This is a genomic window from Marivirga atlantica, from assembly GCF_016734805.1.
Classification (GTDB): Bacteria; Bacteroidota; Bacteroidia; order Cytophagales; family Cyclobacteriaceae; genus Marivirga; species Marivirga atlantica.
In genome coordinates this window covers 634362-660784 of sequence record NZ_JAERQG010000002.1, presented here as the reverse complement: position 1 = coordinate 660784, position 26423 = coordinate 634362, and the positions used below count along the sequence as shown (strand labels likewise).

Annotated in this window: 24 protein-coding genes; 5 read left to right on the top strand and 19 right to left on the bottom strand. The window is 35.9% G+C overall.

Features of this window, described 5'->3' with window-relative positions; translation table 11 throughout:
* Positions 1 to 3: 3 nt before the first annotated feature.
* The 4 genes from JKP34_RS10150 to JKP34_RS10135 are packed head-to-tail and all read right to left on the bottom strand — an operon-like array spanning position 4 to position 5467.
* The gene (locus JKP34_RS10150; protein ID WP_201920593.1) at positions 4 to 1218 is read right to left on the bottom strand and encodes a restriction endonuclease subunit S; all 1215 of its coding nucleotides are present in this window, start codon (positions 1216 to 1218) and stop codon (positions 4 to 6) included.
* A complete protein-coding gene (locus JKP34_RS10145) occupies positions 1211 to 2674 on the bottom strand; it encodes a type I restriction-modification system subunit M (protein WP_201920591.1) in 1464 nt (487 codons plus the stop codon). The genes JKP34_RS10150 and JKP34_RS10145 overlap by 8 nt, the downstream gene beginning before the upstream one ends.
* Positions 2671 to 3987 (bottom strand): hypothetical protein, encoded by a 1317-nt coding sequence (locus JKP34_RS10140; protein ID WP_201920589.1) that lies wholly within the window; start codon positions 3985 to 3987, stop codon positions 2671 to 2673. Before JKP34_RS10140 ends, JKP34_RS10145 begins: the two co-directional genes overlap by 4 nt.
* Positions 3980 to 5467: a type I restriction-modification system subunit M gene (locus JKP34_RS10135; RefSeq protein WP_201920586.1), complete on the bottom strand. Its 1488-nt coding sequence runs from the start codon at positions 5465 to 5467 to the stop codon at positions 3980 to 3982. The genes JKP34_RS10140 and JKP34_RS10135 overlap by 8 nt, the downstream gene beginning before the upstream one ends.
* A 195-nt stretch (positions 5468 to 5662) precedes the next feature.
* Here JKP34_RS10135 and JKP34_RS10130 point away from each other — a divergent pair, with 195 nt between their 5' ends.
* The 3 genes from JKP34_RS10130 to JKP34_RS10120 all read left to right on the top strand — a co-directional run bounded on the left by JKP34_RS10130 (position 5663) and on the right by JKP34_RS10120 (position 8279).
* Positions 5663 to 6379 carry a hypothetical protein gene (locus JKP34_RS10130; protein ID WP_201920583.1) on the top strand — a complete coding sequence of 239 codons (717 nt, stop codon included), beginning with the start codon at positions 5663 to 5665 and terminating at the stop codon, positions 6377 to 6379.
* Positions 6376 to 7443 (top strand): caspase family protein, encoded by a 1068-nt coding sequence (locus JKP34_RS10125; protein ID WP_201920580.1) that lies wholly within the window; start codon positions 6376 to 6378, stop codon positions 7441 to 7443. The genes JKP34_RS10130 and JKP34_RS10125 overlap by 4 nt, the downstream gene beginning before the upstream one ends.
* 248 nt (positions 7444 to 7691) lie before the next feature.
* Positions 7692 to 8279 carry a peroxiredoxin-like family protein gene (locus JKP34_RS10120; RefSeq protein WP_201920577.1) on the top strand — a complete coding sequence of 196 codons (588 nt, stop codon included), beginning with the start codon at positions 7692 to 7694 and terminating at the stop codon, positions 8277 to 8279.
* 107 nt (positions 8280 to 8386) lie between these two features.
* On the opposite strand, the gene msrA is transcribed toward JKP34_RS10120, so the two are convergent.
* The 6 genes from msrA to JKP34_RS10090 form a co-directional block, all read right to left on the bottom strand.
* A complete protein-coding gene (gene msrA / locus JKP34_RS10115; RefSeq protein WP_201920574.1) occupies positions 8387 to 8932 on the bottom strand; it encodes a peptide-methionine (S)-S-oxide reductase MsrA in 546 nt (181 codons plus the stop codon).
* Positions 8933 to 8987: 55 nt separating this feature from the next.
* Positions 8988 to 10157: a tetratricopeptide repeat protein gene (locus tag JKP34_RS10110; protein ID WP_201920571.1), complete on the bottom strand. Its 1170-nt coding sequence runs from the start codon at positions 10155 to 10157 to the stop codon at positions 8988 to 8990.
* Between the two features lie 61 nt (positions 10158 to 10218).
* Complete coding sequence (gene gyrA / locus JKP34_RS10105; RefSeq protein ID WP_201920569.1) at positions 10219 to 12741, bottom strand: DNA gyrase subunit A; 2523 nt, start codon at positions 12739 to 12741, stop codon at positions 10219 to 10221.
* Between the two features lie 73 nt (positions 12742 to 12814).
* Positions 12815 to 13864, bottom strand: a complete 1050-nt coding sequence (locus JKP34_RS10100) for a hypothetical protein (protein WP_201920566.1) — start codon at positions 13862 to 13864, stop codon at positions 12815 to 12817.
* A gap of 76 nt (positions 13865 to 13940) precedes the next feature.
* The gene (locus JKP34_RS10095) at positions 13941 to 14537 is read right to left on the bottom strand and encodes a hypothetical protein (protein ID WP_201920563.1); all 597 of its coding nucleotides are present in this window, start codon (positions 14535 to 14537) and stop codon (positions 13941 to 13943) included.
* 82 nt (positions 14538 to 14619) lie between these two features.
* Positions 14620 to 15297, bottom strand: coding sequence for a hypothetical protein (locus JKP34_RS10090; RefSeq protein ID WP_201920560.1), 678 nt, complete (start codon positions 15295 to 15297; stop codon positions 14620 to 14622).
* Between the two features lie 112 nt (positions 15298 to 15409).
* On the opposite strand from JKP34_RS10090, the gene JKP34_RS10085 reads away from it, so the two are divergent.
* Positions 15410 to 16573, top strand: a complete 1164-nt coding sequence (locus JKP34_RS10085) for an iron-containing alcohol dehydrogenase (protein WP_201920556.1) — start codon at positions 15410 to 15412, stop codon at positions 16571 to 16573.
* 37 nt (positions 16574 to 16610) lie between these two features.
* Here the strand turns inward: JKP34_RS10085 and JKP34_RS10080 are convergent, their stop codons facing one another.
* The 3 genes from JKP34_RS10080 to JKP34_RS10070 form a co-directional block, all read right to left on the bottom strand.
* Positions 16611 to 17567: an MASE2 domain-containing protein gene (locus JKP34_RS10080; protein WP_201920553.1), complete on the bottom strand. Its 957-nt coding sequence runs from the start codon at positions 17565 to 17567 to the stop codon at positions 16611 to 16613.
* Between the two features lie 91 nt (positions 17568 to 17658).
* On the bottom strand, positions 17659 to 19497 hold the full coding sequence (locus JKP34_RS10075) for a PAS domain S-box protein (RefSeq protein ID WP_201920550.1): 1839 nt from the start codon (positions 19495 to 19497) through the stop codon (positions 17659 to 17661).
* 95 nt (positions 19498 to 19592) lie between these two features.
* Positions 19593 to 20072: a hypothetical protein gene (locus tag JKP34_RS10070; protein WP_201920547.1), complete on the bottom strand. Its 480-nt coding sequence runs from the start codon at positions 20070 to 20072 to the stop codon at positions 19593 to 19595.
* 109 nt (positions 20073 to 20181) lie between these two features.
* Here JKP34_RS10070 and JKP34_RS10065 point away from each other — a divergent pair, with 109 nt between their 5' ends.
* Positions 20182 to 20547, top strand: a complete 366-nt coding sequence (locus tag JKP34_RS10065; protein ID WP_201920544.1) for an arsenate reductase family protein — start codon at positions 20182 to 20184, stop codon at positions 20545 to 20547.
* Here JKP34_RS10065 and JKP34_RS10060 read toward each other — a convergent pair.
* The 6 genes from JKP34_RS10060 to JKP34_RS10035 form a co-directional block, all read right to left on the bottom strand.
* Positions 20544 to 21041 (bottom strand): hypothetical protein, encoded by a 498-nt coding sequence (locus tag JKP34_RS10060; RefSeq protein ID WP_201920538.1) that lies wholly within the window; start codon positions 21039 to 21041, stop codon positions 20544 to 20546. The two genes, JKP34_RS10065 and JKP34_RS10060, sit on opposite strands and share 4 nt — an antisense overlap.
* Positions 21042 to 21055: 14 nt before the next feature.
* Positions 21056 to 23410, bottom strand: a complete 2355-nt coding sequence (locus JKP34_RS10055) for a TonB-dependent receptor (RefSeq protein WP_201920535.1) — start codon at positions 23408 to 23410, stop codon at positions 21056 to 21058.
* 18 nt (positions 23411 to 23428) lie between these two features.
* The gene (gene rpe / locus JKP34_RS10050) at positions 23429 to 24085 is read right to left on the bottom strand and encodes a ribulose-phosphate 3-epimerase (RefSeq protein WP_201920533.1); all 657 of its coding nucleotides are present in this window, start codon (positions 24083 to 24085) and stop codon (positions 23429 to 23431) included.
* Between the two features lie 163 nt (positions 24086 to 24248).
* Entirely contained in the window at positions 24249 to 24710 is a 462-nt protein-coding gene (locus JKP34_RS10045) for a hypothetical protein (protein ID WP_201920530.1), read from the bottom strand.
* A gap of 68 nt (positions 24711 to 24778) precedes the next feature.
* Positions 24779 to 25327 (bottom strand): DinB family protein, encoded by a 549-nt coding sequence (locus JKP34_RS10040; protein ID WP_201920527.1) that lies wholly within the window; start codon positions 25325 to 25327, stop codon positions 24779 to 24781.
* Positions 25328 to 25331: 4 nt separating this feature from the next.
* Complete coding sequence (locus JKP34_RS10035; protein WP_201920524.1) at positions 25332 to 26333, bottom strand: endonuclease/exonuclease/phosphatase family protein; 1002 nt, start codon at positions 26331 to 26333, stop codon at positions 25332 to 25334.
* Between the last annotated feature and the right edge of the window lie 90 nt (positions 26334 to 26423).

The following is a 26423-nucleotide window of genomic DNA, read 5'->3' as shown; positions in this document are numbered from 1 at the left end:
ACCCTAAAAAATCTGATTGATTAAACTCTTTTGAAGGGATTGGGACAGTAATAATGACTTTCTAATCATCATAAATGAATCATCTATGGAATTGAAAATTCTGATAATCTCCTCGATAATTTCTACTGGGGGAATCAATATTGGGAGATCTCTCAAAGTAGCAATTGAAATTTCATATCGAGTAGAGCCTACCTTTATCCTATCAAATAATAATTGGTATTTTGAACTCCTAAAAAGATACAAAACATACTCCCGCATAAGTCGATTAGTAATATTAATCTTTGCAGTATCTCTACCAATATTACCCTTAAACCCTCTAGGCACTGTGTTACAGATTCCTAATGTACCCTTAATTGCTAGCAATATGTCCTTATCAGATATTCTACTTCTAGAGTAAGGTTTTTCTATATCTGGATCTACAAAGTGCATTGCATCTTGCTTGAACTCAATTAAATTCTTTATTTGAACAACCGGTATCCCTCCAGGTGTATTTTCTCCAGGTTGAACAATTCCATAGCAGATTGATTCATCAACAAGTTCATTTAGTGGTTTTACATCCCAATTAGAGGGTACCTCTCCAAGTTTAGAATCTTTTCTTTTTTCAAGATTATAGTAGGTTCCACTAAATATTTCATTTCTAAATGAGCTTTGCGCTTCAGTCAAAGTGTTAATTGTTCCTTTCTTCCTCTCAATCACCTCATCCATTGCCCAAAGCAGTTCGGCTAATTCGGCTTGCTGTTCTTTTGGAGGAAGGAGGAATTCGTAGTTGGCAAGGTCACGCCATTTAACTCGCTTAGACATTGTCCCCGCAGCATTATCATTTGCGTAATCCCATAAAGCATCAGAATTCATTAAGAAACATAAAAACCCTGGTATAATTTCATCTTTCTTTTCTCTCAAAACGAATGCATCTCCTGAACAACAACCTTCAAAATCAACTTGTGATGCTCTTCTTAAATAGGCATTTCTCCTGGCAAAAAGTATGTCCCCTTTTTTAAAAGCTTTTGCAGATGAGGCAAGTCCCTCTGTTGATTTCCAATCTTTAATTTTTATGTCTCCAGAAACAAAATGCTCTAGGCCCACAAATCGATCATATTCGGACTCCTCAGGGCTTTTTACTCTGTCATTTATATCCTCAAGTAAATCTCCGAGTTTAACCGTAATCCAATTAGATTTATCAATATTCAGCTTATTTGCTATATCCTTGATTTCATTCATTTTCCAGAGTTTTAAAAAGCTGTTCCATGGATTCTTTTAGATTCCTAGAAGATTTCTTCCAATCCTTATAAATCTCACTAAATTCATATTCGTTTTCTGTCTTTGTTTTTACATAAAATTGTATGCTTAATCTAGCATACTTATCCTCTAAAACTTTTTCATTCGAAACAATCGCACTAAACCCATTGATATCCGAAAAATCCTTAAACGATTCATGGATTCTATGAATATGTTTATCATCCAGATAACTCATCGTTTTTTCTTTTCGAACCTCGTCAACAGCTTGTATAAATTGAATCTTACCCTTTTTGCTAGCCGGTTTGTTGTTATTTGTAATTAATAGACAGGAAACCATAGAAGAATTATAGAATAAATTGGGTCCTAAGCCTATCACACATTCCACCAAATCATCTTCTATCATTTTTCTGCGCATGGCTGCTTCGCTATCTCTAAACAGTACCCCATGTGGCCAAAGGGAAATAGAACGGCCATTTTCATCGTCCAAACTCTTTTGGATATGTTGCTGAAAGGCATAATCAGCGCAGCCTTGCGGAGGAACACCCCATAAATTTCTACCATAAGGATCGTTGGCAAAATTCTTTTGATCCCATGATTTAATGGAATAAGGAGGATTGGCTAAAATCACATTGAATTTCTTCAGTTCATCTTGATGCAGGAAAGCTGGTCGGGCTAAGGTGTCACCTCTCACAATGCTAAATTCCTCTATACCGTGCATAAACATATTCATACGGGCTATCGCAGAGGTTATCAGATTAATTTCTTGTCCGTAAAGCTTTAAGGTACGGTATTCCTTGCCTTCTTCTTTCAAATGCAAGGCACAGTTCAATAAGAGTCCACCGGAACCGCAGGTAGGGTCATATACACTTTCTCCCGGTTGAGGGTCCATGATCATGGTCATAAGTTTTACTACGGTTCTATTGGTATAAAACTCCGCAGCTGTATGGCCACTGTCATCGGCAAACTCTTTGATTAAATATTCGTAAGCATTACCCAATTGGTCATCGGGTATATTGCTCATACTCAATTTATGTTGGGAGTAATGCTCAATCAAATTAATCAGCGTTTCATCACTTAGTCGGTTTTTATTGGTCCAGCTAGCATCTCCAAAAATACCGTAAAGGGTATCCGGATTGGCCTTTTCAATAGCCCGCATACTATCTTGAATGGCTAAACCTACATTGGTAGTGGTTTCACGCACATCATTCCAGTGAGCGCCTTCAGGTACTATGAAATGATGATGCTCTGCAAAGGCAGCATATTCCATATCGCCATCACTTTCTTCCAGGGCTTTTTCATATTCCTCATCATACACATCACAGATGCGCTTAAAGAAAAGTAAAGGGAAGATGTATTGCTTATAATCCCCAGCATCAATGGTGCCCCTCAATTGGGTAGCCGCACCCCATAAATATTTTTCTAATTCGCGTTGGGTCATTTTTTATAAAGCGTCTTATACTGTGTATAAATAGATTCAATAAGGTTTGTTAGTCCTGATAAATCTGTCCTGGTTTGATCTAAATCTCTTAATTCTGCAAAGGGTATTGTAACACATATTTCATATCCAAAAGACATATTAAATTGTGTTCTGCCAGTATTAATTATTTTCGAATTCCACTTGCAATTCTTTTTCCAATCAAAATTAGTCTTAAAGCAATCATCAAATAAATCTTCAATCTTTTTCCAATCTCCTTTTTCTCTTTTATTCCTTCCACAGTACTTTTTGAAATTATTCTGCGTGTACAGTTTCTTTTCAAGATCCTTTTCATTAAACCACATTCCGGTGATAAAACCTTGATTAGCAAATTTAATATGATAAGCTATTTCTAGCTCATAGTTCTTATCTCCTATCCTAATACTCTGTTTGAGTTCTGGATCATTATCAAATATGAATACCCCCTGAGCCTTTGTATTGCCAGGATAAATAGCACCAATTAAATCTCCATTTTCTTTTACTTTAAATAATAATTCATTGGCCCAAGGTTCTGAAAAGGACACTCCCAGCCTCCCTGAATAATCTAATTTACTAATATGTCCAACTTTATTTAATTCACTGACTGCAGAATCGATTCTTCTTTCAATAGCTCTTTGATTTTCCTGAGATACCGAGCCAATAGGTGGTTCAGGCAGCCACTTGAAATTATGGCCTCTAATTAATTCGATAAAATCATTTAGAAATCTATTAGGTGATCCAGTTGCCAATTCGAAACTGCCAACATTAACTGCAATGCTCATTAGTTTTGTCCATTCTAAATCTACAGGAATTATATAATCAGCCAATTCATCCTTTGAAATCTTTGAATTCGAACAAATATTAAAAGCCTGATTATACAGTTGGGCTGTACAGTCTACATTATCTCGTTTCGCCTCTATAATTATCAAAACATTATTGATTTTAATAACTATATCGCAAATAGGGTCATAAATTTTATCGTGATTTTGTTGCCAAAAATGATCGGCAGTCATTACATTGTCGCTTAATGAAACCGCATATATTTTTTCGAAATCATCATTTTCATTACTAATTTCGCTCGTTTTCTTTTGAATACTGATTTGAATGGTGTTTTTTGATTCTAAATCACCGAAAAATACGCCATCATAATTGTTATGGATAATTGATTTTAATACATCATTAAAAAAGAGACTATCCTCTTGTAGACAAATTGCTAATGCCCTGGTCAAATCATTTTCTAGCTGATATTCACTATACTCTTTTGAGTATGCCTTGAAAATATTTAGATGACTATTCATTAATAAATTTTTTTAAAATATTTTTAAATTTTTTCTCAGCTCGTAAACTTTGATCCCAGGCCTGCTTTAACTCTTCTAAAGCTTCTTCCACTGAAGGCAAGTTGTCTTCAATGATCTTTTCTACATATAAGGGAATATTCAAGTTGAAATCATTCTCCGCCAACTCATCTAAATTGGCCAGTTTTACATGATTTTCAACATCCTGATATTCTTTGTACCACAGGAAGATTTGATCGACATGCTCGCGCTCTAGGAAGTTCTGGGCGCGTCCTACTCTTACCTGTTCTGAAGCATCTATAAATAGCACCTTCTCTTTTTGATTAGCTGCTTTCTGCTTTTTAAAGATCATCACACAGGCCGCTAATTGCGTTCCATAGAAGATGTTGGGACCTAAACCTACTACTGCTTCTAGTAAATCATCCTTAATCAAAGCTTCTCGTATTCTGCCTTCTGCCCCTTTCCTAAACAGTGCACCATGTGGTAAGACCACCGCCATCCTTCCAGAAGTATTCATAGATTTGATCATATGCTGCACCCAGGCCATATCCGCATTGCCATCGGGTGGAACACCTGCTATATTTCTGCCGAAAGGATCATTCGCCCAATTATCAGCTCCCCACTGCTTTAAAGAAAAAGGTGGATTAGCGATTACACAATCAAATGTCTTTAAACCATCGGCTTCGAAGAAAGCGGGTTCTCTTAAGGTATCTCCTCTCACAATTTGGAAATCCTCAATCCCATGCAAAAACATATTCATTCGAGCGATAGAGCTGGAAGTAAGGTTCTTTTCCTGTCCGTATAGCCGTAAAGTTCGATAATCTTTATTATCGTCCTTTAAATGATCTACACATTCCAACAACATTCCTCCGGTACCACAAGCAGGATCGTAGATACTTTCACCCTCTTCAGGATCTAAAATCAAGCCCATCAAATGCACTACTGAACGAGGGGTGTAAAATTCACCAGCTTTTTTATTGGTCAAATCAGCAAAGTGCTTGATCAAATACTCATAAGCATTCCCTAGAAGATCAGAATCAACATTGGAGTTGGATAAATTGTATTGAGAAAAATGCTCCACTAAATCAATTAATAAACGATCAGGAAGCTTGTTTTTATTACTCCATTGCGCATCACCGAAAATGCCATATAGGTACTCTTGATTGGCTTGTTCTATTCCTCTTAAGGCTTGCTCAATAGCTAAGCCAACATTCGTTGTGGTTTCTCTAATATCTTGCCAATGACAGCCTTTGGGTATAATGAAGCGATGAAACTCCGGTAAGGCCGCATACTCTTCATCTCCTCCTGACTCTTCAAGAGCGTTTTTATATTCCTCATCAAAAACATCGGATAATCTCTTAAAAAATAGCATTGGAAATATATAGACTTTAAAATCAGAAGCATCTACAGGTCCTTTCAAAATCCAGGCTGCTTTGGATAGGTATTGTTCGAGTTGTGAGAGAGTAAGTTTTTCTTTGGTCATATAGTGGTCGGTGTACTATTACTTGGGTATTTAAATGAGGTAACTAATGTAATGGAAAAAGAGCAAATAAGATCATCCTTTCAGCCATTTAAGGCTTCCTATATTCAAAAATAAAGGTTACATCAAGCTTAGTTATGAATTACTTTCAGAATTAAAAGTAATAAAATATACTTGCAACTCTTAACATATATACTAATGAGACTAATTTTTATTACTTTATACATCATGCTTAGCCTTTCGGTTCAAGCCCAGAGTGTAGAAAATATTGTGGCTAATACTGTTCAAGATAAAGTGATTATCAATTACGATTTAAATGGAACAACAGGAGCCAATTATTATGTAAATATCTACTATTCGATTGATGGAGGAATGAATTATATAGGTCCTTTGAGGCATGTGAGTGGCGAGGTGGCAAGTGGTGTGCAATCTGGTGCTGGTAAAAAAGCTCAATGGGATATTTTTAAGGAGTTGAATTATCAAAATGAACCTATCCAATTTAAAGTAGAGGCTATTCCTAATTTGAGAAAGGCAAAGGCTATATCTGGTGCGTTTGGTGATTTATCAATAATTAAAGCAAGCTATGTCAACAATATATTGGTAATTGAATTTTCACTACTACCTAGCTTAGAAAATGAAACAATGACTATTTCAATGGCACCATCGCCTTATTTGACCACACAAAGTGGAGAACAACTATTACCTGAATTCATCAGCTTTGGTTTAGGAGAGTTTTACGAGAGCAGCAAGTATGTAGCGAAAGTTCCTTTAATGAATGGGATAGATGTTAAAGGCCTTATTAAATTTAAAATGACAGATCAGGAATCAGTTATTCCAGCCTTATTAATTTCATTTAAAAAGAACTGGGACAATCCTGTCGATTATAAGGTTGTGAACATTCCAATAGAGAGATGAGTCGCCTAATTATTATATTTCTACTTATATCAATTTCAATCAGAGCCCAAGTTATTAATGAAAGTGGAGCTAATCAACTTTCATTCAATCCTACTTATTTTACGCCACAACTTCAACCTTTTCATGGGACAAGTGGGAAATTCAAATTACTCTCAACTGATATAGTACTTGAAAGACAATCTTCCCCAAAATCATTGATTTTTTCTGGCAACCAAATAGTAGGGTTCAGTGATACACGAATACTATTATTTGATACTCAATTTCAGAACAAAGGTTCAAATTTGCAGAGTGATCAGCCTGAAATTAAACCTTCCTTGATTACTGAAAAGGATAATACATCAATTGAATCTTCGCTTGGAGTAAATTATGCCCTTTTTATTGCAAACGCAGATTATCAATTCAATACTGCAGGTTTAGGCGATCTAGATAAACCGATAATAGATGCTCAATCTTTGAAAGAAGTATTAACTAACAAATACCAGTTTCAAGAAGAAAACATCACCTTTTTGCAAAATGCAGATAAGTCACAAACACTACAGTCCGTTGAAGCTATTGCCAGAAAAATTAGCAATAAGGATAATTTACTGATTTTCTATGCAGGGCATGGTCATTGGGATGAGTTTTTAAAGCTAGGTTATTGGCTTCCCTCCGATGCCAACTTCAATAATAAATCTACCTGGATATCTAATAGTACTATTAAAGATTACATTAATGCCATTCCTAGCAAGCACACTTTATTGATTACAGATGCCTGTTTTAGTGGTTCTATTATGAAGACACGTTCTGCTAATTCGGTTAATGCCTATGCAGTATCTAAGCTCTACAAATTACCTAGTAGAAAGGCTATGACGAGTGGTACTTTAACAATTGTTCCCGATGAATCTGTTTTCATGAAATACTTGATCAAACGACTTCAAGAAAATGAGTTGGCATATTTACCAGTGAGTCAATTATTTTACGATATGCGTAACGCAATCTTAAATAATTCTGTAACAGTTCCTCAATACGGCACCATACAATCTACCGGTGATGAAGGCGGTGAGTTTATTTTTATTAAGAAATAGTTTTGATTACTATCACCAAATTTAAGCAATCGTAAATTAGCAAGGGAATAAATAAGAAGATGTAACTGCTTCGTTACTCTGTGTTCAATTCTTAATAACGGTTTTACAGTCGAGTTCGCAATATTTATTACTCATAGTTTCAAACCTCCATCTACTCCTTTGCTCCTTTCATCGAAAAGTATCCCTGCTCGCAAACCAAAACAGGTTTTAGTTAGTATATGAACTGAATTTAAACCCACATTTTTTTAATGATACTTACTCAAGCAGTTAAAGCTCCATTATTTGATAGAACCGATATTTTTGGCAGACCCATAAAACTGGAAGATTATGCCGATAAGAAACTTCTGATAGCCTTCTTCAGACATGCAGGTTGTCCTTTCTGTAATTTAAGGGTTCATGCCCTTACCAAAGTACATGAAGAACTCAAAGCGCAGGGACTAGAAATGATTTTCTTCTTTGAATCAAAAGAGCAAGTACTGTTAAGAAGTACTTTCCATAAAGAGGTATCTCCTATTCCGCTCATCTCTGATCCTCAGAAAGAAATATATGATCAATATGGAATAGAAAGCTCAGCAGGTAAATCTGCTAAGAGCCACATAACTACTTTTGTACAAACAGCTTTTAAAGCTAAAAAAGCCGGTGTGCCCATGCACCCTATGAAGGATGGTGAGTCCATCAACACCATTCCTGCTGAATTCTTGGTAGATAAAGGACTGGAAATTAAGAAGGTGCATTATTCAAAAAGCCTTACCGACAGACTTGATATGGAATTGATTAAAAAGTTCGCCCAAGACAGTAGCATTTTTGATAAAGAAAATGAAGCGCAAATGGCGTAAAAACTATTTTAAACGGGATAGTTACTGCGAATGTAATGAAGCAATCTTATTGTTTGGATTGAGATTAAGATTGCTTCACCCTAAAGGGATTCGCAATAACCATTTATTTACTTCAATTTATCAGCAAAAAGCCGCTTCAGCTTATCTACCTTGGGTTTAATCACAAAAGTGCAATAAGGCATATTTTCGTTATTGGCATAGAAGTCCTGATGATATGATTCAGCAGGATAAAAAGCTTCAAAAGGTTTAATCTCCGTCACTATTGGATCTTTAAATATATCCGACTGATCCAACTTGGCCAACATATTGTTAGCGATCTCTTCCTGCTCTTTGTCATGCGTGAGAATGATTGATCTGTAATGTGTTCCCACATCGGCTCCCTGCCTGTTTAAGGTGGTTGGGTCATGCACCTGCCAGAATACTTCCAACAATTCTTGATAAGTAATCACTTCGGGGTCAAACTCAATGTGGGCTACTTCTGCATGTCCTGTTCGGCCTTGCACCACTTCCCTGTAAGGAGGATTTTTAATATGCCCACCTGAAAAGCCTGATTCTACTTTATGCACGCCATTTAATTTGCGTAAAACGGTATCAATACACCAGAAACACCCTGCTCCAAAAGTGGCTTGTTGTAAATTGTTATTTTTAGTCATAAACAAAAAAAGGTTACTATTGCTAGTAACCTTTCTTATATGCTAATGTTGTAAATTATTCGCCATCAGCTGCGCCTTCTGCAGCAGCAGCTTCTTGCTTAGCTTTTACCTCATCAATTTTATCCATCACATCCATCGCTTTATCATTCATTTTCATTCTTGAATAAATGATTTCTAGTGTTTCTAAGATGGCTAATTCTTCAGGAGCAATTGATCTTGCTTTCTCAAAGTAAGGAAGTGCCTTCTTCAAGTAAACTTCTGCTTCTTTCTCTAACTTCTTACCTTCTTTTTGGTAAGTTTTTAAATCCATATTAGCAGCTTTTGTAAACATATCAGCAGCAATGTTGTAATAGAAAACTGCCAGATTGTAATTAGCGTCTAAGTAATCAGGATCAATCTCAACTGCTTTAGTATAAGCCTCTTCTGCTTTTTCAGGCTGCTCTAATTCTTCATATAAATAACCAAGATTGAAATATAAGTTGGCATTGTCTGGCTCCTTTTCGATCGCCTCATTCAGCTTATCCTTTGCTTCATCAGTTCTTTCTGCTGCGATTAATAGGTTGATTTCTTGCTTAGCGAAAGCATCACTTTCCGGAAACTGCTCTTTAGCCATTCTTGTAACCTCGATAGCTTTATCAAGGTCTTCATTCTGATACCTCTCAATAGAAATTATACTTCCATATATATCTTCTGCCTGATAATCTAAATCTATCAATCTGTAGTAATATTTTAAAGCGGACTCATTGTCCTGAGCTTGTTGTGAAGCAATACCCGCATATAATGTAGCAGTTGTATCTTCAGGAAGTACAATAAGTGCTTTAGCAAAAGCATCTACTGCCTCTTCATAATTGGCTGCACCGTAAGCTTCAGAACCTTTGTTGATATAATTACCCCAGATTTCCTGAATTTTAAGATCAGTCAAAGTGTAGTAGTTAGAACCTTCTTTCTCCAACTCCATCACTTTTTCAAAACTCTTCACAGCTTCCTGTAAAGCTTCCTTTGAATAGTTTTCATTCACTATTGCCTGATAAACAGTACCTCTAACATACCAAGTTTTACCATCGTCAAAGGTTTTTTCATGTTTAGCTGCTGCATCTATAAGCTCCTTAGCTTCCTGAAGATCACCATCTTCTAAGGCGTTTTCAGCTTTTCTGACATTTGAATTCTGCGCATATAAAAAACCAGCGGTTAATAATAGCGCAAAAAATAAAGTTAGTTTTCTCATTTTCAGTTTATTTTAATCTATCTATTTTTCTGTTTTTAAAAAGTATAAACAATTACCTTGCCTATTGTTCCTGAGTTTTCTCACCTGCATCATTGTCAGTTGACTCTTCTCCATCAATTATTTCTTCATCTTCGCCTTCCAACTTCTCAATTTTCTCTACTGAAGAAATACTGTCATTGTCTCCCACTTTAATCAACTTAACACCTTGAGTAGCTCTTCCCATTACCCTTAATGAGTCTACCTCAAGCCTGATGGTAATACCTGACTTGTTAATAATCATTAAGTCATCAGTATCAATTACCTCTTTAATGGAAACAAGCTCACCTGTTTTTTCAGTAACATTTAGGGTTTTAACACCTTTACCACCTCTTTTGGTAATTCTGTAGTCTTCAATATCAGAACGCTTACCATAGCCTTTCTCAGAAACTACTAATAGGTTTGCATTCTCACGAGTAATAGCCACCATTTCTACTACGTAGTCCTTGTCACTCGCCAGACTAATACCTCTTACACCAGCAGCCGTTCTACCCATAGGGCGCACATTGCTCTCGTGGAATCGGATAGCTCTACCTGAGCGTGCAGCTATAATAATATCATTATCGCCATTAGTTAATTTCACGTTCAAGAGTCTATCTCCTTCATTAATGGTAATGGCATTGATACCATTAGCTCGAGGGCGAGAATATGCTTCCAAGGTGGTTTTCTTAATGGTACCATTTTGTGTACACATTACCAGGAAGTTATTGTTGATGTAATCCTCATCAGTCAAATTATCAACATTGATAACTGCTCTTACAGAATCATCCGGTTCAATGTTGATGAGGTTCTGGATAGCTCGACCTTTAGAAGTTTTTGATCCTTCAGGAAGTCTGTAAACCTTAATCCAGTATACCTTACCATTTTCAGTGAAAATAAGCAGGTAATTATGAGTTTTGGCAACAAAAAGAAGTTCGGTAAAATCATCATCTTTAGAGCCAGCACCTCTTGATCCAACACCACCTCTACCCTGAGTTTTGTACTCAGTGAGTAGTGTTCGTTTAATATAACCTTGATGCGAAATGGTAATTACTACCTCTTCATTAGGAATCATGTCCTCATCGGTGAACTCTTCAGCGCTGTGAACTATTTCAGTTCTTCTTTCATCACCATAACGATCTTTCATTTCCTGCAGCTCATCTTTTATGATTTGCATTCTCAGACCTTCGTTCGCCAGAATAGCCTCTAATTTTTCTATCAACTGCTTGATTTCTTCATACTCAGCAATGATCTTTTCTCTTTCTAGACCTGTAAGCCTTTGAAGACGCATATCTAGAATAGCTTTCGCCTGAATCTCAGATAGCTCAAAGTTTTCCATCAAGCCAGTCTTAGCAGTTTCAGGATCTCTCGATTCTCTAATAAGTTTAATTACTGCATCAAGATTATCCAGCGCAATTAAGTATCCTTCTAGGATATGTGCTCTTTTCTGTGCCTCATCTAACTCATACTGCGTTCTACGCACTACTACATTATGCCTATGATCAACATAGTGTTTGATCATATCTTTGAGGTTTAGTGTTTCAGGTCTGCCCTTAACAAGAGCCACATTGTTAACACTAAATGAAGTTTGCAGCTGAGTATATTTATAAAGATTATTTAAGACAACATTAGGAATAGCATCCTTTTTGATATCATAAACAATTCTTAGTCCGTCTCTATCTGATTCATCTCTAATGTCCGAGATGCCTTCAATTCTCTTTTCATTAACAAGGCCGGCAGTTTTCTCAATCATCGAAGCCTTATTCACCAAATAAGGGATTTCAGTAACAATGATTTGTTCCCTACCAGACTTGAGCACTTCAATTTCTGCTTTGGCACGCATGACAATTCTACCGCGGCCTGTTTCAAAAGCTGACCTTACTCCCTGATAGCCATAAATAATACCTCCGGTTGGGAAATCAGGAGCTGATATATGCTCCATCAGCTCAGCAATTTCAATCTCATTATTATCGATATAGGCAGTAATACCATCAACAACTTCTGTTAAGTTGTGCGGAGCCATATTCGTTGCCATACCTACGGCAATACCTGATGCACCGTTTAAAAGGAGATTCGGTACTTTAGCAGGCAATACTGAAGGTTCATTTAATGAGTCATCAAAGTTCGGTTGAAAATCAACAGTGTTTTTGTTGATATCAGACAACATCTCTTCGGCAATTCGCTTCAGACGTGCTTCTGTATAACGCATCGCTGCAGGAGAATCTCCATCAATTGAACCGAAGTTACCCTGTCCATCAACCATTTGATAACGTAAAGACCAAGGTTGAGCCATACGTACCATGGTATCGTAAACAGCTGAATCACCGTGCGGGTGATACTTACCTAGCACTTCTCCTACAATTCTGGCAGACTTCTTATACGGTCTGTTGTAAGCAAGCCCAAGTTCCTGCATTCCATAGAGGATACGTCTGTGTACTGGTTTAAGACCATCCCTTACATCGGGTAGGGCTCTGGAAACAATTACCGACATTGAATAATCAATGTAGGCTACTCTCATTTCCTCCTCGATAAAAATCGGGGTTATATTCTCATTTTCTCCTTCAGCCATTCTATTTATTTGAACTATATCTTACTTAACTACAATTTATGTTTGCTTTAAAGCGGTGACAAAAATAAGCATTTCATTGAGGTTTCAAAAAGCTAAAAAAGCCTCTTTTGCCTCTATCCATTTTTCTATGATTTTCACCTACTTTAGGATTCTGAATCTTATATAGCGGTTGTCCTCTAAACTGCTTATCTACATGAAGATGCTCCTTTTGTGCTTCACAATTACTAATTGGACATTTTTTATAAAGCGGAAAGCTCACTCTTATACCTGCCTGAAGCTGAACATTCCACATTTTTGTTTTAATTGACTCTCCTGTTGGGATAGCTGTTTGAATTGATTTCAAATCCAACGAAGGTCGTAATACCAGGCTAAAATACTTTGACAAGTGCTTTTCAATAGGTAAACTGATATTCCAGTATTTGCTTAAAGCCACATTACTGGCAGGAAAAGCATTTTGTGATAGTTTGAAGCTTCCATATTCCAGATCGACATAATAGGATGTACTCCAAAAGTCGAAATACCTGTAACCAGCAGTGAAATAGTATTTCTGAGTAAAGAAGGTTCCGAAATCAGATTCATAGGAGTTGATATAATCCGGATATCCCTTTAAACTTAGTTTGGCTTTTGTGTTTAACACAAAAGTAGCTCCACCACCTATTCTAAATCTTCTCCAGTTAATTGTTCCTTTGACTGATATAGGAATAGCACTACCTCCTCCTCTCAGCCTTCGCTTGCCATCTTCAATGATATACTCACCATTTGGATCAAATTCATTGCTACTGTTTAGCTCAAACGTAGTAGCATTATAGGCGCTGAATGTATCCGTTACAAATGGTTTATTAAGCCAGTTACCAATACCAACAGACTGACCTGTAGAATCCTGACCTAAAAGTAAAAGTTGATTATTACCACTGTATAACGAATAATTGTCCAGATTTTGGAGGTAACGGGTGCTTCCATAGCCAAGGGCTACTTCTCCGGAAACATGAGAAAGCAATTGCCGGATTAGATTGGGCTTTAAATCCTTATGATTAGGAGGCGGTCCCCAGGGATTAAATACCTGCGCATAGCTGAAGCTATGTAAGCACAAAATTATGACTAGAAAAGGTAATAGTTTCTTCATAAAAAACGGTACGGTCCACCTCGAAAGATTCCGAATCCGTAAAGATACAATAATTATGCTAAAGGCCGAAACAAGGCTATTTAAGTTCGTATTTATCTAAAAATTCTGTAAAAATAAGTAGTTCAGCAAAACCTATCTTTTTGCCTATTTCAGAAATTTTATCAAACTCCACTTTTCTGATTTTTCCTGGGTTCAAAATATCCTCATCGCGCTCAAGAAAAAGTGATGAAAGAAAGCGAATCAGCAGATATGGAGCATTCATAATTCTGTCCTCATAATGATAGTCAGGATTGTTGGCTCGTTTGATAGTTTCATCAGAAAACAAAATATGAAAGATATCGAAAATAGCTTTGTAAAATTTCTCCTCCCAATCCTTAAAGCTTTTGATGAGGTATTTCATTCCATCGGCCACAGGGTCTTTCGAAATAAAGAAACCACCCTTAGAAAGCTTTCGTGCTTTTTTTTGTAAAGACATTTCTTCGGCAAAGCTGATGTGATCATTGGCCATTGCCTTCCCTACCGCGGTGCTCAGGAAAATTAAAGAAAGGAAATCATGAGCGCTTATCTCAAAATATTTAGCTTCCTTTTCAAGAAAGTCAGTTTTCAAGCTTTCAACTATTTTCTGAACTTCCTCATTTTCATTTATTACGGCAATTTCTGCTTCGCTAAACATAATATTTCAATTTTTAGTATTGAAAAATACATTTTTCAAATTCATATTCCAACACTTTAAACTCAATAAAGCTTTAAAACTACTACAGCATCATTGATCTTTGAGTTTTCAATATTTCTTCATGCTGAGCAGCCAATAATTCAAACTGATTTTTTGACAGATAATTGAAATGCCACTTATGCTCTATTAGCGGTTGACCATCTTCAAGTTCATTAATTCTTAGAGAACTAAGCACTTTTCTATCCTTTAACCAAAGCAGCTGAATTTCCTGTTTATCAGTACGCAAATGCAAAGCTACCTCAGCCTTATCTTGATCATGCGTTATTGATAAATCATTAGCATCATTAATTAATTTTGATAACCACTGAGGATTAATCAATACAGGGCTATTGATTGAATCGCGCAGGTTGTATAAAGCATTTTCATCAAGCAATTGACTAACTAGTCTATTAACACCCACCTCACCATCTTCAAGCAACTGAAGATAGTTGATTTGTTCTGACTCATTTAAGTTAAAATAAGCATTGTTTATGTAAGTGTCTTTATTCCTTTTCAAGAAAGATAAGCCAGATAGTCTTTCAATTTGCCCGTTATGTTTATCCTTTCTTTCATAGGTAAAATCAAAATACCGTGCATCAGCTCGCTCCAAAGAAGTTAAGAGTTCATCTATTAGAAGCTCATCAGTAGCAGGTGGCTCACAAGAGGATAAGAATATAATTGACCCTACAAATAGAGTTAAGATTAAGTTCTTGAAAGACATATACATTGCAATAAAAAGTTAAAAAACTCCTTCCAAGATAGTTATATTATCAATAACCATAAAAAGTCTCATTCGTTAGTCTGTCAAACAATGAGAAAAGAAACATATCAATATGAATAATTTTGAATTTAAAAACCCCACAAAAATCATTTTTGGCGAAGGGCAAATAGCTAAACTTGCAGAAAATATCCCCCATGGATCAAAAGTATTGATGGCTTATGGAGGTGGCAGCATTAAGAAAAATGGTATCTACGACCAAGTTATTGAAGCAACCAAAAGCTTCGAGATAACAGAATTTGGTGGAATAGAGCCTAATCCCCACTTTGAAACTTTAATGAAAGCCGTTGAAATTATCCGCGAAAAAGACATTGATTTTATTTTAGCTGTAGGTGGTGGTTCTGTAATTGATGGCTGTAAGTTTTTATCTGCGGCTGTTCACTATGAAGGTGATGAGTGGGAATTGGTGGAACAGATGAAAGCGCGCAAACAGGAGAAAGTTGTTCCTTTTGGTACCGTACTTACCTTACCTGCTACAGGTTCAGAAATGAATTCTGGTGCCGTGGTTACTAAAGCGGCTACTCAGCAAAAAAGAACCTTTGGAGGTCCTCAATATTTCCCTCAATTTTCTATACTAGATCCTGCAGTTGTTGCCTCACTACCTAAGCGACAAATTGCCAATGGTATTGTAGATGCATTTACCCATACAATGGAGCAATACCTTACTTATGATCATGGTGCCTATCTGCAAGATAGAATAGCTGAAAGTATACTTCATACACTTATAGAAATAGCTCCCAAAGTAATGGAAAACCCTGCAGACAAGCATCTTGCCGGTGAATTTATGTGGAGTGCTACTATGGCTTTAAACGGCATATTAAGACTAGGTGTACCAACAGATTGGGCAACTCATATGATCGCCCATGAATTAACTGCTTTACATGGAATTGATCACGCCAGAACGCTGGCTATTATAGCACCAAACCTTTACAGGAAGTTAAAAGAAGATAAAATTGAAAAGCTTGTTCAGTACGGAAGAAGAATTTGGGGTATTACAGAAGGTAGTAAAGAAGAAATTGCAGACAAAGCAATTGAGAAGACTGTAAGCTTCTTTCACTCTTTGGAGATAGACACAAAACTTTCAGAGTACGCTCAAAACTATGAGCATACTGCAGATGAAGTATTTAACAGATTTAAAGAGCGTAATTGGATGGGGCTTGGCGAAAGACAGAAGGTTGGACCTCAGTTAGCAAAAGAAATTGTTGAAATGAGCTATTAACCAAATACTTATTTTTGGATGGTACACTTAATAATTATTAAAGGGTATCATCCAAATTTAGGTTTTTTCGATAACGTGAAAGACTTTCTTCAAGGGCTTCCATCTCATCGTGAATTAATTCATCGGTTTCCAGCCTTAACCGTATGTCTTTAATAGTTAAATTTAAAAGGTCTACTTCGTATTTTAGTTTTTCAGTAATTTCCTTTCGCTCCTCTTCATTTTCAGCATGAGCAATTAAATTGATTAGTCCCAACATAGTGGCAACCGGTGCCCGAAGTTGGTGGCCATTGATAAAAGCATATTCCGCCAATTTTGCTTTTTTTGCTTCAAGTTCTTTAGTTCTGGAACCCACAATTTTTTCCAAATTAGTATTTGATTGAACCAAGGAATCATTCACCGCTTTCAATTCATCAGATTGTGCGAGAATTTCATCTTGCTGCTTTAAAACAACACTTTTTGTACGATGCAAATTTCTTGAATATCTGTAGCTAATGAAGGCCAGTATATTCAGGTGAATAAATACATATACAATAGCGAATAAATCAAGATAAGTTGGTAAATCAGTATTTAGGGTAAAATCAAAAAATACTAAATAAAACAGGTACCCTAATGGAAATAGTAAGAATCTTACAGCTCCTTTATAACCTTTAGAAGCCACATAGCTGGTTATAGTACAAACAATAAATAACACAGAAGGTATATAGCTCAAGTGTATAAAACCAACATAAAAACCCATCAAGAAAAAATCAACCGTCAGGTGTTTAATTAAAGTTCTATTACTGTTATTGTGCCTTGCATAATCATATAAATACAGCCAAGGTATAAAAAAGCCAACCATGTAAATTAAAACATGACCGATATTAAGTGGGATTTGATACTCTCTAACAAATAAATACAGATAAAGGCCATAAAACAGATAGCCAAGCAATCTAAAAAAGAAGGATGCCTTGCCGAAATAATCGATTCGTTTCCATATAGAGGCTACAGATTGCAAACTATTTTATCTTGTTTAGAAGTTCCTGTTTAATCTAAGAGAATCTTAACAGATAATCAGAATAACTGTTAATATTTTTTAAAGTGTAAGCTTATTTTTCAGCTTCTTCGGCTTTTTTTACTATCTCCCTTATCTTTTTATCCAATTCGTGAGAGGCCGACTCAACATGTGCCAGAATCTCTTCCGTAGTTAATGTGGCATGAGAATAACTGTGCTTGAAATAATCAATTAGTGAAAGTATCTTAGACAAGGGCGCCCTTACTTCATGTGATTGAATCCAGGCAATTTCTTTTAACTTATCATTTTGTTGTTCAATAGAATCAATATACTTCTTACGCTCAGTAATATCTCTGGCAATTCCTAAAATGGTACCATCAGGAGCCACTGAAGCACTGACTTCGGCAGCTATCTCTTCTCCATTAGCTGTATAAATGATGGCGCTATGAGAGGTTAAACTCGTTTTTTTCAAATAAGAACTCAGGTTCTCTTCAGCATTATCAAGCTTAATGCAAACGTCAATATTTTTGTTTTCTAAATCCTTTCGGGAATAGCCTGTCATGGCCAAGCCAGCTTTATTCACACTAAGAATAAGACCATCGGTATCAGTATGAAAAATACAATCAGGTGCCTGTTGTACCAAATGCCTGTACTTGTTTTCACTTTCATACAACCTTGTATTGGCCTGCACAATTTTAGAGATGTTTCTTACCAGAACTAACGCCTCATTTTCATTTATTCTCACAATTCTGGCTTCAAAATACTCTTTTTTACCGTCTAATATTAAATGATAATTATGGCTGGTATCCTCATTGTTAATTAAAGTATATCTTACTTTTCGTCTTAGTTTTTGAGAAGTTTCTTTGCCAAGGTAGTCATCAACTGACTTACCTATAAAGTTTAACGTCTTATCAACTAAGCCCTCCAGAGAAGATGAATGAAAATTTAAGAGTACACAATCTTTATCCACAATGAAGACAAAATCTGGAATGGCATTAATTAAAGAAGAAAAATAATCGTTCTGTCTTAGTAGTTCTTTGGACTTTTCATCTAGTTGATTTTCAAGTATGATAGGCTTTTTGAATCGTTCATAAATAAAATAGCCTGCGCCAATTGAAATCATAAATGAGGTAAGGATGAAAAAGACCAGCACGAAGTATACACTATCATTAATGGCAGAATAAACGCTCACCACCCAATTAGAATCTTCAAATTCGTAAGTCTTTTTTTGCGAATAGTTTCCATCAAAATCCAGAAACACCTCTTCATTACCTGTGGATGGATCCATCCTTGAGAATTTAACGTGAACATTATCATCATTGGTTTTCCTCATCCCTGCTTCTTCAATAAAAGCATCAAAGTCGATTATAATGGCAGAAAACCCCCAAAATTTCCCTCTTCTAAAAATGGGTAATCTGGCAATAAGAGCTTCCCCTCCTTGCTTTAACTCTAAAGGACCGGCATAAAAAATCTTTTTTGTTTCAACTGCTTTCATGGCTGAGGCACGCGCACTAGGTAGCTGCAGGATATTTAAATTGAGTGCTTCTTTATGTCGCTCATAAGGATACACTTCTGTAATAATGCCATCAGGTACTATTTCAATGCCTGATATAAAAGGATTTCTTTGAATGATGGCTTCCCCTACGGAATCAATTTTCATAATGGTGCCTGCATCAGATATCTGAAGTGCCACATTAAAAGCTTCTAAATTTGTAATACGCATAACCCTGCTTATGCGTGATTTCACGATATCTAATTGAGCATCCATATTTTCATGCTCTTGCTGTTTGTAAACCTTAAAGCTTATAGATATGGCAAAGTAGCATAGGATAGCCACTAAAAAGAATGAGCCTGTCCCAAACAAAAAGGCCTTTTTGAAGAATCTGCCCCACAATAAAGATTGATCATCAATTTTATTTTTTCCTATCTGCATCGTCCGTCAAGATACAATATTTATACAAAAGTATAGAATAAAAAAGCCCCTTATTCTATGAATAAGGGGCTTTACCAGAATAATATTTTTATCAATTAAGCATCATCAGATGGAGCAGCAATTCTGCTTTCAATTTCCTGATATCTCGCCTTTACATCAGCATCACTTGATAAAGCAGACTTCACCGCTTTATAATTAGCTACGCCTACCATTTTCTGAGCAAGTGTATTTAGCACTTCCTTGATTGCTGCTTTTCTTTCCTCTTGCTCCTCAACTAGGATACCCATAAACTTAATTTCAAATTCATTAGCACCTAATTCTTTCAATTTAGCTTCATTATCACCAGCACTAGCTAATTCTGAATATCTTTTCCCATCAAAACCATCTTGGGCATCAATTCTTGCCTGAACAGCAGTACTTATTTCAGCTTTCATTTGTTCTACAACTTGCATTAACAAGGCATAATTGTAAAGCGTATTGTCTGATATTTCCGCATCTTGTGCAAACGCAGACTGAACATTTAAACCTAGGATTGCTATAAAGGCAATCAACCCATTTCTCAACATTTTCTTCATGATATTGTACTTATTTATATTTTATTTTTAAAAACTAAACCCCGAATTAATGGTTTTTGTTGGCTTAAGGCAAATATTTTACCTACTTTATCATTAAAAAACAGAATAAATGAGGAAAGCAGTTTATTATTTAAGCACTTGCGACACTTGTAAAAAAATAATGAGCCAAATGAACCTTGAAGGTTTTGAAACTATTGATATTAAAAATGCTCCCCTAACAGAAGCTCAATTACTTGAACTTTATGTAATTACAGAATCATACGAAGAGCTTTTCAATAAACGAGCCAGAAAGTATAAAGAACTGGATTTAAAAAACAAAAACCTAACCGAGAACGATTATAAAACGCTCATCCTACAAGAATATACTTTTCTAAAAAGACCTGTATTCCTAATTAATGGAGAAATATTTGTTGGCAACTCAAAAGCTACCGTTGAGCGACTCAAAAAGAGGATTGGTGTAGAAAAAGCTAATTAATTATTAAGGTACTTTTTGATAAAGTCTGTTTTTTCCCAAACGGTTTCATTGGCTGGGTTAGTCAGAACTATATTCAATTGGTAGGTTACACTATTCTGGTCTTCGTTCCTTTCAGAAACTGATAATTTCCCACGGAAAACATAGCTGGCCATTGATTTATTCTGAGCTTTCAACTGCTCCATTTGGTCATCATCATTAAGTTGCTGATTTAAAGCAGACTTTAATAGTTTATTGATGTAACTCTTATTGTCCAGATTTACTTCAAAGTTTTGAACATAAGCTTTAGAAGCTATAGCTGCATCGGCTATTTCAGATAAATACCATTCTGATTCTTGAAAAGCTAAATAGATGTCATTTATAGCGATTTCTGCATCGGTGGCATTAAAATTCCCGCTAATATCAATCGTTTGATTATTATCTGTAGGTAGTTTGGTGGTAGTTTTACATGATGAAAGTAAAAGAAATAGTGCTAAAAAATAAAGTTGAAGTTTCATTAGTAAAATGACTTTTAAAATTTGACAATACCCTTTACATTCAAAAATCTTGCCGATAACGAATTGGGGATGGCAAAGTTCTGACCGTTAAAATCTTCAATCCAGGAATATGATATAGTGTTGGAAACACCTAAAACATTGAGCACGTCTACTCCTAGCCAAAATGACTCAATAAATTTAAAGCTATTCATGTTTTCCAAATCAAACTCTTTAGAGAAACCTACATCCATTCGCCTGTACCATTCACCACTAAAAGAATTTCTACCTTTCAAACTATTGGGAGCACTAAAGGGTAAGCCTGATCCTACTTGTAATTTAAGGTTTACTCGTAAACTCGGGTTGTTGATAAAATAATCCTGAAAGAAAATAGTGGCAGTAACTCTTTGATCTGATGGCCTTCTTATAAAACCCTGACCATCACCTTCTACATCCTCTTTCGCTGACAACACACTTAAACTTAACCAAGATTGGGTATCAGGAATAAACTCACCACTCAGTCTAATATCAGCACCTGTAGCATAACCCACGGCATCTAATTCAGGTCTATACCTAATTCTAATATTGTCAACATCATAAGGAATTAGACTAAAGTAATACTTGTAATATGCTGCTGTGGTGAGTTGAAAGGGCCTGTACCACAATTCCAGATTCTTGGTGTAATTTGTTACCAGATGTAAAGAGCTTTGCGCCTTTACCTCATTATTTACTTGTCCATCCTGATCTCTTAACTCTCTGTAAAACGGATATTGTCTATACATGCCTGCAGCGAATGTTAGCTGCCCAGACTTATCAGGATGTAATTTTTTCTGTAAACTAACTCTAGGACTAAATAATAATTCTTCTGTATTACTTCCATAGTTAACTCTAAACCCATAATTCAGAAACGTTCTGTTATTGATTTCCCACTCATGTTGTACGTATGCATTGGCAAAATTCACATATAATTGATTTTCCTGATTAACCACTCTGTTAATTTGAACGAAATCAGCAGAATCAATGAATTCGTATTCATCTAACAGATCATCAACAGTCTGGTACTTATATTCTATCCCAAAAGAAAGCAAATGCCTTTTACTTAGCTGCCAGTCATTTCTGTTGATTATTTGAAATACTCCTGCGTCTAAGATATTTCGTGCATAAAGGAAGTTACTACCTGCTCCCCTTTGACTTATGCATTGATCAAAAGTATCCGAATTGATATCACGATCAACATCACATAAGCGGTAGAAGCCTTCGGTGTTATTATATTCAAATTCAGAGGTTTGAAAAGCTGAAACTATTACCGAAGACCTAAAACGTTCAGAAAATAGATGTTTCAACCTAATACCTCCCTGGGCAGTTCTATATTTCAAAGATTCAGCTCCATCATAAACCACTAAGAACCTGAACTTCTGTTGGAAATTGCCAAAATCAGTTTCTTGAGTTGAAGGAACCACTTGATAGTCATTCTGAGCTAGTGAGATAAGAACGTCAATGGACGTTTTGCTATTAAAGCTTTTACTGTAGAAAGCCTGGGCATCAACAAACAAGGGTAAGTACTCTCCATTGGTGTCAAATGTATTGAATAAGTAACGTGCATTCTTATAACGAGCACCTAAAAGCAAACTACTACCATCAGACAAAGAAGCACCTACATAGGCTGAAGCACCCAGCAAACCCACATTTATATTTCCCTGAGTTTCTTCTGGTTCTTTATAGTCAACTATCAAGTTACTTGAAAGCTTGTCGCCATACTTATTTTCCCATCCACCAGCTGAAAATTTAATATTGTTTACCATATCAGGGTTGATAAAGCTAAGACCTTCCTGCTGTCCTGCCCTTATCAGAAAAGGTCGGTAAATTTCCATTCCGTTTACATAGATGAGGTTTTCATCAAAATTCCCTCCCCTTACGGCATAAGAGCTGCTCAACTCGTTATTTGATACAACTCCGGGTAAAGTATTAATCAGCTGGCTAAATTCGTTAAAAGGAGTAGCTACCTCATTTACACTTAATGGAGTGAGCGGTTGCAAATTACCTTGTGGCAAAGCATCATCGGTATTTCCTTTTACATCCACCTGATTAAGTACCAGCTGCTCTCTCTCCATCCTAATGAGTATATCTTGCTCAAAAGGTGGCTTTAATACAACTTCTTTATTGACATATGCCACATGACTTACAAGTAGCGTGATTGACTTATCAGCATTGAGCATTAAGCTAAACTCCCCTTGCTCATTAGAAACAGCACTTTTCTTAGTTCCTTTAATTTGAATGACTGCTTCTGAAATTGGTATTTCGCTATCGTCAGCTAGTACTTTCCCACTCAACTGTTGTGCAACAGATGTAGCTGCGGTAAGAAGAAAAAGAATGTAAATTGAAAAGTACTTCAAAATTTGCATGAAGGAAATTTATGAACCAACGTTCTTCAATTCCTTAATAGTATCAATGGGGCTGTCTGATTTAAAAACAAAACTTCCAGCAACCAAAACATCTGCGCCTGCCTCCAAAAGCTTTGGTGCATTGTCAATATTTACACCACCATCTATTTCGATCAAAGTAGAAGCTTCAGCATCTACAATAATTTCCTTAAGTCGTCTTACTTTGGTATAAGTTTGTTCAATAAACTTCTGACCACCGAAACCAGGGTTTACAGACATCATGCACACCAAATCTATATCAGTAATTACATCTTCAAGCAGCTGAACATTGGTATGTGGGTTAATAGCTACACCAGCTCGTAGGCCGAAATCTCTTATTTGTTGCAAAACTCTATGCAAATGATTGGTAGCTTCATAGTGCACTGAAATGGTTGCTGCACCAGCATCATGAAAAGCCTGAATGTAATTCTCCGGCTTCTCAATCATTAAATGAACATCCAATGGTTTTTTAGCATGCTTATAGATGGCTTCGCACACAGGTAAGCCAAATGAGATGTTTGGAACGAATATTCCGTCCATAATATCTACATGGATGTAGTCAGCCTCGCTGGCGTTGAGCATTTCAACATCACGTTGAAGGTTAGCAAAGTCAGCGGCTAATATTGAGGGAGCAATTAAATGATTCATGTGTGCAAATTTATTTTGTATGGTCACCCCGAAAAAACTTGGGGTATGCCATGAAACTAGTACCGAAGATTCGGGGCCTATTTCATGCGGCAAATATATCAAAAAGATAAGATTTAGATAAAGTCGATTAAATCTCTTTAAGTATAAAAAAGGAAAACCGACTTTAAGCCGGCTTCTTTATCATTTTTAGATCAATTAACTTTGACTCTTCGTATCCGATAGCCAGATAGCCAAAAACACCACCTGCAGCTTCAGCAACCTTCTTAGCAATTTCTTTCATTGACTCAACAAATTGCACCGCCCATGCTTTATCGAGCTTTGGTAGAATTTCATTCAGCCTCTCTAAATCTTCAATTACCATTTTACTCCTTGTTTCAGGATCTTCGGGATACGATTTCAAAAGATCATTAAGAATTTCTTCAAAATCAGGTCCAACCTGTTGATAGTATGATAATAATTCTCTTCTGGCTTTACTCTGCTTTGTCTTTGTCAGGCTAACGGCTTTTTGCAATTCACTTTTGCTAATTTCCTCATCGGCCCCAGCAATTAAAATGGTTACCATTGCCGGAACTTTGTTTAGTAATTCAACTTCTTCTGGTTGTAGCTTTTCAAATTCTGGTATCATGTTCGGTTTTTTAATTCTTTGGCAATATAATCAAAGAAGCTTTTTTTTATCCAGACTTAAATGATTTTTTAAACCGGAAAATTTGGATGATGATTTATATTTTCAATTTGATGTTTGTGGTGATTCAGGTGTGCATTGAAGAATTGTAAGGTCTGCCCTATTTTCATTTTACCAGTAACAGGCTGATTAAAAACAAAGTAGTTCAATTTCTCTTCAGGAAAATTATCCAATACATTTTTCATGTCAGCTCTAAGATCATCCCACTGATGTTGAAAAGTATGCGCATCCATTGAAAGATTTAAATCAGCACCTTTTTTTGCCAGAATCTTGGGCGCTTTGAATTTCTTCTTTGAATTGAGTCTGTTAACTAACAGAATAGTTTTAAGTTGTGACTTAAGCCCCAGTTTTACATTCTTTCGATTAAAGTCGAAATTCTTTACAAACTCAATTGATAATTTTTCAGAAGTAAATAGATGATGCATTACTTCAATCATCGACCATGAATTTTCATCAGGCTTGAAGTTTAATTGCACTTCATTAAAAACTTTTAAAAGTGCATCATAATATTCCTTATTTTCTTCAAGTCTCACCCAATGTTTTTCTAAACTCTTATGCATATCATTAATTTAAAGTAAAGGTCATCCAAACAGGTAAATGGTCAGATATATCACCAGCTTCACGTGCCACATCACTGGCTACTTTGGTTATCCTATTTTTGGTATAAAAAATGTAGTCAAGTCTCTCATAAGGATTTCCTGTATCAAAGGTAAAGAAGCTTGATTCATTTTCAAGGTAACGAGATTTATCTATTGCCTCACCCATACCAGGATGTTCTAAAAAAATAGATATCGTTTTTTCAATTTCGGTGATCTCAGTTGCAAATGGTGGACGACTATTAAAGTCACCAATTAAAAATACCGGATACTCTTTTTCATATTTATTAAATAGTTGCAGCACTTGCTCAGCTTGACTCTCCCTAGTCTCCTTATCAAAGGCTTCAAGGTGCACATTCATCACAACAAATTCTCCTGAAGTATGAGTAATTTTTGTAACCTGAACTAATCTATCTAAATAGAATTTTTTATAATAGAAAGGAGCAGATTGAGGCTTATCTAACACTACTACAGAATCGGAAACAATTTGTAATTTACTAAGAATTGCCTGACCACTTAATATCTTACCAAATTGATATTTGATTGGCCAATAGGGAAATGGCACATATGATTTATCCCAGTTAATGGCTTTAGCAGCATTAGGATAATTATGGCGAATCGCCAGGCTATCCAATTGATTGAAATTAAAGCTTCGATCCGAATTAAAATCGATCTCCTGAAAACCTATAATGTCAGGGTTTTGATTACTTAAAAAGCTATAGCTTTTATGAAGATTTTCGTAGGTCAAATCAGGAGTTCTTTCAACTGCCAAATTATTAGTCATCCCCGAAAGATAGCCAATATTGTAAGTCATGATTTTAAGCGTATCTCCATCATTTGTGAAGTCATCATGATAAGTTTCGATTTGATAATAACTATCAACATCGGAGAAACCAGAACCAGCCCAGAAATAAAAAGTGATAAATGAGGTGACAATAATTAAGACCGTATAAAGTAATATTTTCTTCATTTCATAAAACTAAGTATAAATAGATTAATAGCCAGATTCTATATTAAGATTGATAAAAATTAAAAAAGAGTTAAAAACTCATATTATACT